The sequence below is a fragment of the Pseudoalteromonas sp. NCIMB 1079 genome, from assembly GCF_040567695.1.
In the GTDB taxonomy this organism is placed as follows: Bacteria; Pseudomonadota; Gammaproteobacteria; order Enterobacterales; family Alteromonadaceae; genus Pseudoalteromonas; species Pseudoalteromonas distincta.
The window spans coordinates 1,838,046-1,851,945 of record NZ_JBEWZA010000001.1 but is presented as its reverse complement, the minus strand read 5'-3'; the positions used below and the strand labels follow the sequence as shown (position 1 = coordinate 1,851,945).

Genomic DNA, 13,900 nt, shown 5'->3' with positions numbered 1-13,900 from the left:
ATTAATCACAATACTTATGCGATGGCTGCACGATAGTTATTAATGAGGGACTACTGAGGGACTTTTACAACCCCTTCCATTAATACACGTGCACTTCGGCTCATACTTGCTTTGGTAACTAGCCAGTTGCCAGCATTATTTTTAGCTTCAGCACCTACTTTTAGCGTGCCCGACGGATGACCAAAGTTAACTTCACTCAATGCACCGCCACCAGCGGCTATATTAACAAGTGTGCCCTCAATAGCTGCGGCAGTGCCAATAGCTACAGCGGCTGTGCCCATCATGGCGTGGTGCAGTTTACCCATAGACATAGCACGTACTAATAAGTTGATATTGCCAGCCTCAATCATTTTACCGCTAGACGCTTTGTAATCTAAAGGCGCTGCAACAAACGTAACCTTTGGCGTATGTTGACGAGCTTGCGCTTCACTAATATTAGTGATTAAGCCCATTTTAACAGCGCCATAAGCGCGAATGGTTTCAAGCTTTGCAAGCGCTGCAACATCGTTATTTATATCGTCTTGCAGCTCTGTGCCGGTATAACCAATATCAGCGGCGTTAATAAATACAGTAGGAATACCTGCATTTATCATCGTGGCTTTTAAAGTACCAACACCTGGTACTTCTAAGTCATCAGCTACGTTGCCTGTTGGAAATAACGCGCCATCGCCATCAGCCGGGTCTATAAATTCAAGTTTTACTTCAGCTGCAGCAAAAGTAACGCCATCGAGCTCAAAGTCGCCGGTTTCTTGTACTTCGCCATTGGTCATAGGGACATGCACTAATATACTTTTTTTAATATTAGCCTGCCACACACGCACAATAGCAACACCGTTATTAGGTACTCTGCTTTTATCGACCAAACCATTACTAATAGCAAAAGCCCCCACTGCTGACGTTAAGTTACCGCAGTTACCGCTCCAATCTACAAAAGGTTTATCTATAGCCACTTGACCAAACAAGTAATCAACATCGTGGTCGGCTTGCTCACTTTTACTTAGAATTACGGTTTTACTGGTGCTTGATGTAGCGCCGCCCATTCCATCCGTTTGTTTGGCATACGGATCGGGGCTGCCAATAACACGCAGTAATAAATTATCGCGCGCCTCGCCTACTACTTGAGCAGGCTTTGGCAAATCAGTTAAATTAAAAAACACACCTTTACTGGTGCCGCCACGCATATAGGTTGCAGGCACTTTAATTTGCGGTTTAAACATAGTGTTTGCCCTTATGCAGATTGCGTTGCTTCTAAAAAGTCTTGAGCAAAGCGTTGTAACACACCACCAGCGCTATAAATAGATAACTCTTCTTGGGTATCGATACGGCACTTCGTAGGCACAGTAAGCACTTCACCGTCTTTACGTGTAATGCTTAAATTAACGGTGGCGCCTGGTTTTAAATTACCCGTTACATCGTACGTTTCACTGCCATCCAGCTTTAGAGTTTTACGCGTTGTGCCTGCTTTAAACTCAAGCGGTAAAACCCCCATACCAATTAAGTTAGTACGGTGAATACGCTCAAAACCCTCTGCTGCGATTACTTCAACGCCTGCAAGTCTTACGCCTTTTGCAGCCCAATCGCGCGACGAACCTTGACCGTAATCGGCACCGGCTACAATAATAAGTGGTTGTTTACGCTCCATGTAGGCTTCGATTGCTTCCCACATACGTGTATTAGTACCTTGTGGCTCTAAGCGTGCGTATGAACCTTGTTTAACGTCGCCGTTTTCATCTAGCACCATTTCGTTTAGCAGCTTTGGGTTTGCAAAGGTTGCGCGCTGCGCTGTTAAATGATCGCCCCGGTGCGTTGCGTACGAGTTGTAGTCTTCCTCTGGGACGTTCATTGTGGTCAAGTATTCGCCAGCAGCACTACTTGCCATAATGGCGTTTGATGGCGATAAATGATCCGTTGTAATGTTATCGCCAAGAACTGCAAGCGCACGCATACCAGTCATTGTGCGCTCACCCGCAAGTGCACCTTCCCAATAAGGGGGGCGACGAATGTACGTGCTTTCTGGGCGCCAGTCGTAAAGTGGATCGTTATCTTCACCGTAATCTACGGTTAAATTAAACATAGGCTCGTATACTTTTCTAAATTGCTCTGGCTTAACGCTTTGCTTAATTACTGCATCAATCTCTTCATCTGATGGCCATAAATCTTTAAGCGTGATATCGTTGCCTTGTTGATCTTGTCCAAGTATCCCTTTTTCAATATCAAAGCGAATAGTACCTGCAATAGCGTACGCAACAACTAAAGGAGGTGACGCTAAAAATGCTTGCTTAGCATAAGGATGAATGCGCCCATCAAAGTTACGATTACCTGAAAGTACAGCCGTTGCGTATAAATCACGTTCAATTACTTCTTTTTGAATCACAGGGTCAAGCGCCCCGCTCATACCGTTACACGTTGTACACGCAAAACCAACAATGCCAAAGCCAAGTTGCTCAAGCTCTGTTAGTAAGTTTGCATCTTCAAGGTATAATTGCACCGCTTTTGAGCCTGGTGCTAATGAGGTTTTAACCCAAGGTTTACACGTTAAACCCTTGGCATTTGCGTTACGGGCAAGGAGTGCAGCGGCAATTACATTGCGTGGATTACTGGTATTGGTACAACTAGTAATAGCCGCAATAATACATGCGCCGTCTGGCATTAAGCCCTCTTCATTTTCAACAATACCCGAAATACCTTCTTTAGCTAAATCGCTTGTTGATACTCGGCGGTGTGGATTAGATGGACCTGCAATATTGCGCCCCACACTTGATAAATCAAACTTAAGCACACGCTCATATTTGGCGGTTTTTAAGCTATCGCTCCAAAGGCCTGCTGTTTTTGCGTAGTTTTCTACAAGGGCAATTTGTTCTTCTTCGCGACCTGTTAAACGCAAGTAATCTATTGTTTTATCGTCGATATAAAACATGGCTGCAGTTGCGCCAAATTCAGGTGTCATGTTTGAAATGGTTGCTCTGTCGCCAAGTGTAAGCGCGTCTGCACCTTCACCGTAAAACTCTAAATAAGTAGATACAACACGTTGCTCACGTAAAAATTCAGTAATGGCTAGTACAATATCGGTTGCGGTAATACCTGGTTGGCGCTTGCCTGTTAGCTCAACACCAACAATATCAGGCAAGCGAATATAAGAAGCACGGCCAAGCATAACGCTTTCAGCTTCAAGCCCACCTACACCCACGGCAATAACACCCAGCGCATCAACATGTGGCGTGTGGCTGTCGGTGCCAACTAAAGTATCTGGGAATGCAATGCCATCTCGGTTTTGAATAACCGGCGACATTTTTTCAAGGTTAATTTGATGCATAATGCCGTTACCCGGTGGAATAACGTCAATATTTTTAAAGGCAGTTTTTGTCCAGTTTATAAAGTGAAAACGGTCATCATTTCGTCTGTCTTCGATGGCGCGGTTTTTTTCAAATGCGTCAGGATCAAAACCGGCATGCTCTACCGCTAGTGAATGATCCACTATTAACTGCGTGGGTACTACCGGATTCACTTTAGCCGGATCGCCGCCTTTGGCTGCAATTGCATCACGCAAACCTGCTAAATCAACAAGCGCTGTTTGCCCTAAAATATCGTGGCACACTACCCGCGCCGGATACCACGGAAAATCCAAGTCTTGCTTTCGCTCAATCAGCTGATTAAGTGCATCGGTTAACATGGCAGGGTCGCATCGGCGTACTAGGTTTTCGGCAAATACACGCGATGTATAAGGTAGTGTGGCGTATGCACCTGGCTTAATTGCATCTACGGCTTCTTGCGTATCGTAGTAGTCGACATTTGAGCCCGGTAAAGGTTTACGGTATTGGGTATTATTAATTATGGTCATGGTAAGGGTTCGCTAATTTGGTGACGGTGTTTGCTCACAGCTAGCGTGTTTAATAAATAGTTTGAGAAAAACTACTCGCTAGTGGCTATGTGCAATAAAAAAGTGAGCACATGCGTGCTCACCCATTTTTAACGTGACTCTATTGGTGTGTAACTGCGTGCATCAGGCCCTGTGTAATCGGCACTTGGGCGAATAATACGGTTGTTAGCGCGCTGCTCTTTTACATGTGCTGTCCAGCCCGTAACACGGCTCATTACAAATATTGGCGTAAATAATTTAGTTGGAATATCCATAAAGTGATAAGCAGATGCATGGAAAAAATCGGCATTACAAAACAGCTTTTTCTCGCGCCACATAATTTCTTCACAACGAACAGACACAGGGTAAAGTACGGTATCGCCCACCTCTGCCGCTAGTTTTTCAGACCACTTTTTAATAATTACATTACGCGGATCAGATTCGCGATAAATCGCATGACCAAAGCCCATTATTTTATCTTTACGTTCAAGCATGCCCATAATTTCTTGCTCAGCATGTTCAGCGCTTGTAAAACCTTGAATCATATCCATAGCCGCTTCGTTAGCACCACCATGTAATGGACCACGCAGCGTACCAATCGCACCAGTTACGCAAGAATGGATATCAGAAAGCGTTGATGCACACACACGCCCTGTAAAAGTAGAGGCGTTAAACTCGTGCTCTGCGTACAAAATTAGTGATACATTCATTACCTGTGCAAACAATTCACTAGGTGCTTTGTCGTGCAATAAATTTAAAAAATGTGCGCCAACTGAGTCGTCATCAGTTTGTGTTTCAATGCGTACGCCATCGTGTGTAAAGCGGTACCAGTAACAAATAATACTTGGGAACACAGCAACCATACGGTCGATTGCATCATTGGCTTGGCTAAAATCAAGCTCCATTTCAAGGTTACCCAACATTGAGCAACCCGTGCGCATTACATCCATCGGGTGCGCGTCTTTAGGAATATTTTCAAGCACGGTTTTAAGCGCATCAGGTAAGCCGCGTAAACTTTTTAGTTTTGCTTTATATTCTGCCAATTCGCTTGTAGTTGGTAACTCACCACGTGAAAGTAAAAAAGACACTTCTTCAAACTGCGCTTTTTCGGCAAGTTCACTAATATCGTAACCACAATACGTTAAACCAGAACCACTTTGTCCAACAGTACACAATGCTGTTTGACCAGCCACTTGTCCGCGTAAACCCGCGCCGCCTAATGCTTTATCTACCATGATCTTCTCCTATCTTAAATTTGTGTGTGATTTTAATAATTATTATTTGTCAGATTTTGATGAAAAAAGTGTGTCGAGTGTGTTCTCGTACGTGTGGTAATCTAAAAAGTCGTAAAGCTCAGAGCGCGTTTGCATATTTTCAATTTGGCTTTGTTGCGAGCCTTCATTTAAAATTGCTGAATACACGTTTAGTGCTGCTTTGTTCATGGCTCTAAATGCACTGAGTGGGTAAAGCACCATTTCAACGCCTACATCACTTAGCTGCTCTTTTGTGTAAATAGGTGTTTGGCCAAATTCAGTAATGTTTGCCAAAATTGGAACGTTAATCGCTTTTGCAAACGCTTGGTAATCAGCAAGGTCGTGTACGGCTTCTGCAAAAATAGCGTCAGCACCGGCTTCAACACAGGCAGCTGCACGGTCTATCGCGGCGTTTAAACCTTCTTTTTGAAATGCATCGGTACGGGCCATAATGTAAAAATCGCTGTCGGTTTTTGCATCCACCGCCGCTTTAATGCGGTCAACCATTTCACCTTGGCTTACAATTTCTTTATTAGGACGATGACCACAGCGCTTTTGCGCTACTTGGTCTTCTATATGAAAACCCGCTGCCCCCGCTTTAGTCATTTCTTTTACTGTGCGTGCAATGTTAAACGCCCCACCCCAACCGGTATCAGCATCAACAAGTAGTGGTAAATCGCTAGCACCGGTAATACGACGAATATCTTCAAGCACGTTATCAAGGCTTGTCATACCTAAGTCAGGCATACCAAACGAAGCGTTTGCAACACCGGCACCTGAAAGATAAATAGCTTGGTGGCCCATTTTTTCAGCCATCATCGCTGTGTAGGCGTTAATAGTACCTACCACTTGTAACGGGCGGTTATTGGCAATAGCGTGTTTAAATTTTAATCCTGCTGACATTACTTTCTCCTCACTTTGAACGGTTGCTACGTGGAGTAACTTATAGTTTTAATCTGTAATTGTGACTGCTTAACTGCTCTGCTTAACTTTTAGCCGTTAATAAATCAAATTTGGTTTGAATATTTGCTTGCGATGCACTGATATGGCGCTTCATGAGCATTTCGGCCAGCTCGCCATCGTGGTTTTCAATGGCGTTAATAATCGCTAAATGCTCATCAAATGCTTTTGATACACGCGGCCCCACCATGCCCATTTGTACACGGTACATGCGTATTAATTGATAGAGCTCATTACACAGTAAATGAATTAAATGCGCGTTTTTACTGCCTTGAATAATACGGTAATGAAAATCTAAATCGCCGGCTTCTTGATAGTAAGACTCGCCCTCTTTAACACGTTGTGTTTGTAGGTGCTGATTAAGTAATTGCTTTAAGCCTTTTACTTCTTCGGGTTCCATATTGTCGGCAGCAAGCCTGCATGCTAAACCTTCAAGCGAGCTGCGAACTTGATAAACTTCAATCAAACGCTCAGCGGTAAGGGCAACTACGCGGCAACCTACGTTAGCTTTACGCTCAACAAGGTAGCAACTTTCTAAGCGATTTAACGCCTCTCTAAGCGTTGCACGGCTTACACCATAACGTTTGGCAAGCTCAGGCTCTGATATTTTACTGCCTTGAACTATACTGCCTTCAACAATCTCACGGCGCATATCTACAAATACTTGATCTGATGCGGTAGTTATAGGCGCTTCGTTTAAAAATGTGTGTGTCATAAGTTATTTTTTAGATTGTCGACAATTAGTGTGGTTACTATGGGCTTATTAAAAAATCATGTCAACCCTTAAATCTATCAAAATGGCTAAAAAACACGCTTATTGTCGACACTATTAACCTAAAGTCGCATGAAAATGGTTTTAAAATGGACTAAAACAATGAAGTGTCGACAGGCCAATAAATCAGATGTTATGTCTTTAAGCGCTGAAAATGCATTATATAAATGCTATTATCGCGCTTTATTTTTATAGTATGAGCTAACGCGTGAACGCCAACACTTTTATTCCTGAGCACTTTATTGATGACGTAAAAACCTATTTACCAGCGCATCTAAACTTAGATGACTTTTTAAATGCGTGTCGCAGGCCGCTCAGAAAATCTATCCGCGTTAATACATTAAAAATTAGCATCGAAGAATTTGTAAAACGTGCCACTGAAAAAAATTGGCTGCTAACCCCCATCCCTTGGTGCAGTGAAGGCTTTTGGTTAGAGCGCCCAAGCGATGAAGAGCAAAACCTAGCCCTTGGTAATACCGACTTACATCTAAGCGGTGCTATGTACGTACAAGAAGCAAGTTCAATGCTGCCCCCTATCGCATTAAAGCAAAGCATTGAACTCGCAGACTCTCAAAGTAACACCGTGCTTGATATGGCATCAGCACCAGGCTCTAAAACATCGCAACTGGCAGCGCTTATGGGTAACCAAGGCGTACTTGTTGCAAACGAGCTATCGTCGTCTCGTTTAAAAGTGCTTAGCGCAACGCTCAAACGTATGGGGGTTGGCAACTGTGCGCTCTCGCACTTTGATGGTATTATTTTTGGCAACTATATGTTTGAATGCTTTGACAGCATATTGCTAGACGCGCCCTGCTCTGGCGAAGGCACGGTACGTAAAGACGCCGACGCACTAAAAAATTGGTCCATAGAATCAAACATACAAATAGCCCAAGTCCAAAAAGACTTAATTAAAAGCGCTTTTTACGCATTAAAGCCAGGGGGCACGTTAGTGTATTCAACCTGCACACTTACCCCACTCGAAAATCAGCAAGTGTGCGATTATTTACTCAGTGAATTTGGCGACTATATAGCGCCTGAGTCACTCAGTGATTTATTTGAAGGTGCAAGCAAAGCAACAACAAGTGAAGGCTATTTGCATGTTTGGCCGCAAACATTCGATAGCGAAGGCTTTTTTATTGCAAAATTTAAAAAACACACAAGTTGCAACAATCCAAATCAAACAGTTAAAAAAGGCGCATTTCCGTTTAACGAGTTTGATAAAAAACAAAGTACCGCGTTTATGCAATCGCTTAAAAAGCACTTTGGGTTAACTAACCTACCTGGCAGCCTAATGCAACGCGACAAAGAGCTGTGGTTATTTCCTGAGGGGTTTGAAGCCATACAAAATAAAATTAAGTACGCACGTTTAGGTATTCAAATTGGCATTATTCATAAAAATGGCGTAAGACTAACGCACGAATTTGCTACTGTGTTTGGCAACGAGTGCAAAACGAATATTTACGCGTTAAATAACGAGCAAGCCAATGCTTATTTTCAAGGTAAAGATATACGCTTAGCTGAGGCAACTCAAACAATAGGTGAAGTAGTATTAACACTGTGTGGTTGCCCTATTGGGCTCGGGAAATGGCAAAAAAATAAGATTAAAAATTCTCTACCACGCGATCTAGTGCAAAATACGCAGTTAATAAGCTGGGGTTAAACTAAAGTACAAATTACGCATAATTAATCTAATCCTTTGTTATTAAATGTAACTAGGTGGCAAAATTAGTTATGCTTTATTGAGTAGCTTTACTATAGTTTTAAGTACTTTCTTCTTCTCCCTAACGAACCAGAAAGTTTTTAGTTAACGCTAGACTCAATTTAGAGTCATTTTATTGCCCAGAGGTTTTTTATAAACCTCTGGGCAATTTTTTGCGCAGTATAATAACAATTTAGCTTTACCAAAAAACAAGTATTCATAAAGAAGTTATGAGACGCTGCGCTTTTAGAGAAGTGATAAATCAGTTAATTGAATAGATCACTTGGTCTCTGCTCATTTACTCCTCATTCACTTCTCTTTGTGCAATTGGTTTTTCAGATTTAACTTTAACGTGAACCCGCTTCACGATTATAAGTAAGCACAATTCTCTTGTAGAGATACAAGACGCACAGGCAAGCTCACTGACTTCGATGTGATAAATGATAGCTAATCATTTATCAATGAGAGATACAAGACGCACTGCTTGCTGGCGTTTAAAAGCAAAGCTTTTACATTTGAATGCATTAGTAAACAAGTGATTTAATCACCACAGAGAGCACCGAGAAAAAAAGGAGTAGTTATTTTAGAGCTAGTAACTGCTAGCAAATTTAACTTAGCTTTTCTCTGTGTAGCGCAAAGCGCCTCTGTGCTCTCAGTGGTGGGATCCATTTTTAAGTAATAAGAAACTGCGCTTTTACGTTTATGAGTAACTTATTACTTATGCTCTAAATCAAACTCAGTTAAATGGCCATCGCCGTGTATTAACTGGTAGCGGGCTAAATTTCCTTGCTCTAGTGTTATTAAACTAATAGCTGAGTCACTTACTAAGTATTTTTGCCCTTCACCTTTAGTTTGGTGTTTATCTACTTCCATATGCCAGCGTTTAGTAAAAAAGTTTAAGGGACTTTTTGGGCCGTATAAAATTGAGTCGAGCTTATCGAGTATGTTTATTAATTTACGCGGGAACTCGTTTTTAATACCACTGGCGGTAAGTTGCCAAATTCGATTAGGATGATCGCCAAAACGCTTTTGTACCGAAAAGCAAAATGAGTAATGTACGTCTCCCGATAAAATAAGCGTTTCGTTAGGTGTGTCGGTTCGTCTAAATGTATCAAGTAGCTTTTTGGCTGAGCCTTCGTGCGCCATCCAGTTTTCTACGTCAACCATAAGAGGTTGCCCGCAAATATTAAACATGGCTTGAATGGCTTCTATTGATTTAACACCAAATACGGGGGCTGGCGATACAATAATAACCTGATCGTAGCTTAATAGGCTTTCTTCAAGCTCTGTTAAACGCTCCCAATCAAGTAGACCTGAAGGCTCATTAAAGTTTTGCTCATTTCGCCAACGGTGCGTACGTGTATCTAGCACCACTACTTTTGGGGTTGTTGTTAACTCATAATGCCAAAAACTAAAATCGTTTAGTGGTTTATCAAATGCTTTAAACTGCCATAAATTATTAGCAGTACGGCTTTGCTTAAAAGGTGTTAGTAACTCGCCTGTTTTATTTAGTGCATCGTTCCCCATTCCTTGAAAAAGCCAATAACTAATTAAGCCGTTATTGATGATCCGTTTACTACTTGGGTTTTCATTTATAGCTTGCTCCCACCCAGGGGTGAGGTTCCAATCATCAGTTACATCGTGATCGTCAAACATCATTAATGTCGATACATTGGCAAACAATCGCTCTACTTCACTTAATCCTTTTGCATAATCAATCAGTGCTGTTTTTTCAGCGTCAAAAATAGTTTTGTTTTGCTTGTTTTGACCTGAATACATTGTGTTTTGTATATCAACGCATTGCCAAGCAGCAGCACTAAAATTTAATAAATACAGTGCAATGTATTCTTCAAAATGAATAAGGTGATTGTAGGCTTTTACGCTTGAAAAATGAGGTTCGTCTTTTTTTAGCCAGTAACCAACACCTAACTTTGAGCGTTTTTGCCAAGGTGTTTTTGGTAAATATAAGTGGCGATTATAAAGTTGCTCATTTATATCATCCGGCAGCTCAATGGCAAGTGGTTGCTCTTTATAAATACCTAACGCTTTAATTAACTGATGAATAGCTAATAACATGGGGCCTGCTACATCATCGGCGTAAACCTGGTCACCACTCAGTAATAATAATTGTGCGCCTTGGCTATTATTACCGCGCTGAGTATTGTGCCAGTGACTTGCAGACACTAAGCTGTCTTTTGCTGGGTGATGTGCATTACGGCACGAGCCATGCAAAATATCACTGAGTTTATTAGGAATTACAAATGCAGGCGTTGTTTGATTGCTATAGCACCAAGGCGATAAATCGATTGCTGTATCGTCAATTACAAGCTCATAGCTTAATAAGCTATCTAGAGGAAGTTTATTGTCAATAGGCTTTATAATAACGAAATGCAGGTATAAATGTTCGCCCAAAGAAACAGTATGTTGATCGCTATAACACTCAACATTTAATAAGTTTATTTGGCAGTTTGCAGGCTTGGAGGTAGCAAACTGAATGCAGACTCCAGTTTGCTCTGCACGGCGCACCATTGGCCCCATTAGTAAAATAGGAAGGTTTGCCGTGTGAGTAATCATGTATTTAGCCTTTAGCTGCTAATTTAAATAAAGAATAAAAGTTCTCGGTAGTCGCTCTAGCTAGTTCATTAAAGCTAATGCCTTTAAGTTCGCTAATGTAATAAGCTACATCTTCTACGTACGCTGGCTGGTTTGTTTGCCCACGATACGGTACCGGTGCTAAATAAGGCGAGTCGGTTTCTATTAATAATCTATCTAGCGGTATTTGTTTTACTACTTCTTTTAGCTCAATAGCATTTTTAAAGGTAACAATGCCCGAAATAGAAATATAAAAACCCATATCAATCGCTTTTTTTGCCATATCCCAATCTTCGGTAAAGCAATGTAATACACCACCGCAGTTTTCGGCCTTATGCTCACGCATTAAATTAATGGTATCGCTACGGGCATCACGTGTATGAATAATTAACGGTTTTTGTAATTCGTTAGCCACTTCAATATGCCCAACAAAGCTGGCTTGCTGCACTGCGTGAGTATCTTTTGAGTAGTAGTAATCAAGACCCGTTTCGCCAATAGCTACAACTTTTTCGTGTGAAGCTAAGTCAATTAGTTGCTGTTTATTAAGGGCGTCTTTTTGATCAAGTGGATGTACACCACATGAGGCTGATACATCGTCGTAGTGCTTAATTTTATCAAGCATGCTCGGAAACTGATCAAGCGTTACGCTTACACATAAAAAGTGCTCTATTTGCTTTGCACGCGCTTTATCAAGAACTTGGTCAAGGTTTAAGTCTAGTTTATCAAAATCAAGACGATCTAAATGGCAATGAGAATCTACAATCACTATAAGGCCTGTAATATGTTCAGGGTTTAAATTTGTTCTTTTAATTTATTATGTTAGCAATTAAAAGAACCCAATATAGGGCGGCGTTAATCTCAATGAAAAACCAACCCTATAACTACATGGTATATGTTTGATCGCCTGAGTTTAACATAGTCCCAAGCAGCTTTTCGATTTTAGCGTTTAGGTTTGTTTTATCATCTAAAAAACTAATACCAATACCTGGAGGATTAGAGCTTTGTGCACCTTGTGGCGTGATCCACGACACTTTACCTGTCACTACGTCATCTTCTAAGGCATCGGGCAAAGTGACTCTAAGCGCTAATGAATGCCCTGCTTCGTAACGCATATTAGTGCGTACAAATAAGCCACCTTTTTTTAAGTAAGGCATATAACAACGGTATAACTCGTCTAAATCGTCTATGTCTACTAGTAGTTCTTGCATGATTAATCCTTTTAAGAATTTCGCAATGTGTATGCTAATCGTGATACAGCAAGCGGTAAATTAAGGCCAAGTACTTGTGTGTTATTTTGTAAAAACTCGCCTAATGCATTTTGCGCACTTTGATAAGCGTCAAAACTCATGCCTTGCAGTAATTGCTGCTTTAGTTGCACGCTTAAAAACAAAGTAAATATACGAACAAGTTCAGGCTGTTTATTTATTATATCGACTAACGCTTTGAAATTATGGCTTTGTTTAAACTCAGTTGCAAACTTATACAGTGTATCAATATTTTTTAGCTGGTCTTGCTGTTGCCAATGCTTTACTTGCAGCGGTTGGTTATAAAAAAGTGCTAACCAACTATAGTTAGGAATATCTAATGTCTCTAGCCATTGCTGAGCAAGTGCTGTATTAGTTATTTTTACATCACTTTTAGCGCATCGACTTAAAATAGTTGCAGGGAGCTGCTGTGGTTGGCTTGTGGTTAATATTAAAAAGCGGCTATTAGTTGGCTCTTCAAGTGTTTTTAATAATGCGTTAGCTGCTGCTGTGGTCATTTTTTCGCAATTTTCGATCATCGCGACTTTATTGCCATTTTGCGCTGCAGAGTGATTCATAAAATCACTAATACCACGAATATCATCTACACCAATACTTTGCCCATCAACTTGCGTTAAACGTTTGTCGGGGTGAGTGCCAGCCAGGGTAAGTAAACAGCTTTTACACTGTCCGCAAGGTTTTAGCATACTGTTTTGCGCAGCTACCTGCTTAGCTATATTTTGGCATAACAAAGCATTCCCAAGCTCATCACTTAACTCAAACTTACCTACGCCAACAGGCCCACAAAATAATTGCGCATGATGAAAACGCTCTGCGCGATAACTTTTCGCTAAACGTGCTTGAGTATCATGTAGCCAAGGCAATGGCATATTATTTTAAGCCTTCAAAAAATGAATGCAGTACATTGGTAATATCGCGATGTACTTTATCAATACTTTGGTTTGCATCAACGGTTTTAATTGTATTGTCGTCATTAGCAAGTTCAACATAACGCATACGTGTACGCTGAAAAAACTCAATGGCTTCTTGTTCAATACGGTCAAGCTCACCACGCCCTTTTGCACGCTCAAGACCTATTACTGGGTCAATATCAAGGTAAATAGTTAAATCAGGCTTTAAGCCTTTTAACACCATTGACGAAAGTGAAGCTAATGTATTTGAGCTAATGCCACGCCCACCACCTTGATACGCCTGAGATGATAAATCATGACGATCGGCAAGTACCCATTGGCCTTTATCAAGCGCTGGGGTAATAACATTGTGCATTAGCTGCGAGCGAGCTGCGTACATAATAAGCAACTCGGTTTCAAAGGCAATTTCTTCTTCATGCTCTGCTTTTACAAGCGTACGAAGTGATTCTGCCAATGGTGTGCCGCCAGGTTCACGGACGTTAATAAAGTCTATTTTTTGTTTGTTTAAAAAGTCTTGGCATAACGAAATAGCGGTTGATTTACCCGCGCCTTCTAGCCCTTCTATTACTATAAATTTTGGTTTCATAAAATA

The 13,900-nt window shown here is 41.3% G+C and carries 11 protein-coding genes; 1 reads left to right on the top strand and 10 read right to left on the bottom strand.

Features of this window, described 5'->3' with window-relative positions:
• Window positions 1-50 precede the first annotated feature (50 nt).
• The 5 genes from prpF to ABX891_RS08585 form a co-directional block, all read right to left on the bottom strand.
• Window positions 51-1,217, bottom strand: coding sequence for a 2-methylaconitate cis-trans isomerase PrpF (gene prpF, locus ABX891_RS08605; RefSeq protein WP_354629295.1), 1,167 nt, complete (start codon window positions 1,215-1,217; stop codon window positions 51-53).
• A gap of 11 nt (window positions 1,218-1,228) precedes the next feature.
• On the bottom strand, window positions 1,229-3,838 hold the full coding sequence (gene acnD / locus ABX891_RS08600; RefSeq protein WP_354629294.1) for a Fe/S-dependent 2-methylisocitrate dehydratase AcnD: 2,610 nt from the start codon (window positions 3,836-3,838) through the stop codon (window positions 1,229-1,231).
• 128 nt (window positions 3,839-3,966) lie between these two features.
• The gene (gene prpC / locus ABX891_RS08595; RefSeq protein ID WP_138488930.1) at window positions 3,967-5,091 is read right to left on the bottom strand and encodes a bifunctional 2-methylcitrate synthase/citrate synthase; all 1,125 of its coding nucleotides are present in this window, start codon (window positions 5,089-5,091) and stop codon (window positions 3,967-3,969) included.
• Window positions 5,092-5,133: 42 nt separating this feature from the next.
• The gene (prpB, locus tag ABX891_RS08590; protein ID WP_002962361.1) at window positions 5,134-6,012 is read right to left on the bottom strand and encodes a methylisocitrate lyase; all 879 of its coding nucleotides are present in this window, start codon (window positions 6,010-6,012) and stop codon (window positions 5,134-5,136) included.
• A gap of 82 nt (window positions 6,013-6,094) precedes the next feature.
• Entirely contained in the window at window positions 6,095-6,784 is a 690-nt protein-coding gene (locus tag ABX891_RS08585) for a GntR family transcriptional regulator (RefSeq protein ID WP_024590401.1), read from the bottom strand.
• A gap of 265 nt (window positions 6,785-7,049) precedes the next feature.
• Between ABX891_RS08585 and rsmF the strand changes: the two genes are divergently transcribed.
• Window positions 7,050-8,501: a 16S rRNA (cytosine(1407)-C(5))-methyltransferase RsmF gene (gene rsmF, locus ABX891_RS08580; protein WP_354629293.1), complete on the top strand. Its 1,452-nt coding sequence runs from the start codon at window positions 7,050-7,052 to the stop codon at window positions 8,499-8,501.
• 753 nt (window positions 8,502-9,254) lie between these two features.
• Here the strand turns inward: rsmF and ABX891_RS08575 are convergent.
• The 5 genes from ABX891_RS08575 to tmk all read right to left on the bottom strand — a co-directional run bounded on the left by ABX891_RS08575 (window position 9,255) and on the right by tmk (window position 13,894).
• Entirely contained in the window at window positions 9,255-11,114 is a 1,860-nt protein-coding gene (locus ABX891_RS08575) for an alkaline phosphatase D family protein (RefSeq protein ID WP_354629292.1), read from the bottom strand.
• 4 nt (window positions 11,115-11,118) lie between these two features.
• Window positions 11,119-11,898 carry a TatD family hydrolase gene (locus ABX891_RS08570; RefSeq protein WP_354629291.1) on the bottom strand — a complete coding sequence of 260 codons (780 nt, stop codon included), beginning with the start codon at window positions 11,896-11,898 and terminating at the stop codon, window positions 11,119-11,121.
• A 115-nt stretch (window positions 11,899-12,013) separates the two neighbouring features.
• Complete coding sequence (locus ABX891_RS08565; RefSeq protein WP_002962367.1) at window positions 12,014-12,340, bottom strand: PilZ domain-containing protein; 327 nt, start codon at window positions 12,338-12,340, stop codon at window positions 12,014-12,016.
• 11 nt (window positions 12,341-12,351) lie between these two features.
• Entirely contained in the window at window positions 12,352-13,266 is a 915-nt protein-coding gene (locus tag ABX891_RS08560; protein ID WP_354629290.1) for a DNA polymerase III delta subunit-related protein, read from the bottom strand.
• A 1-nt stretch (window position 13,267) separates the two neighbouring features.
• Window positions 13,268-13,894 carry a dTMP kinase gene (gene tmk, locus ABX891_RS08555; RefSeq protein ID WP_002962371.1) on the bottom strand — a complete coding sequence of 209 codons (627 nt, stop codon included), beginning with the start codon at window positions 13,892-13,894 and terminating at the stop codon, window positions 13,268-13,270.
• Window positions 13,895-13,900 lie beyond the last annotated feature (6 nt).

What these genes read in the sequence shown, in the direction of transcription:
- ABX891_RS08575 (WP_354629292.1), bottom strand. Translation starts at nt 11,114, where the DNA reads ATGATTACTCACACGGCAAACCTTCCTATTTTACTAATGGGGCCAATG.
- tmk (WP_002962371.1), bottom strand. Translation starts at nt 13,894, where the DNA reads ATGAAACCAAAATTTATAGTAATAGAAGGGCTAGAAGGCGCGGGTAAA.
- acnD (WP_354629294.1), bottom strand. Translation starts at nt 3,838, where the DNA reads ATGACCATAATTAATAATACCCAATACCGTAAACCTTTACCGGGCTCA.
- prpF (WP_354629295.1), bottom strand. Translation starts at nt 1,217, where the DNA reads ATGTTTAAACCGCAAATTAAAGTGCCTGCAACCTATATGCGTGGCGGC.
- ABX891_RS08565 (WP_002962367.1), bottom strand. Translation starts at nt 12,340, where the DNA reads ATGCAAGAACTACTAGTAGACATAGACGATTTAGACGAGTTATACCGT.
- ABX891_RS08560 (WP_354629290.1), bottom strand. Translation starts at nt 13,266, where the DNA reads ATGCCATTGCCTTGGCTACATGATACTCAAGCACGTTTAGCGAAAAGT.
- ABX891_RS08585 (WP_024590401.1), bottom strand. Translation starts at nt 6,784, where the DNA reads ATGACACACACATTTTTAAACGAAGCGCCTATAACTACCGCATCAGAT.
- prpB (WP_002962361.1), bottom strand. Translation starts at nt 6,012, where the DNA reads ATGTCAGCAGGATTAAAATTTAAACACGCTATTGCCAATAACCGCCCG.
- prpC (WP_138488930.1), bottom strand. Translation starts at nt 5,091, where the DNA reads ATGGTAGATAAAGCATTAGGCGGCGCGGGTTTACGCGGACAAGTGGCT.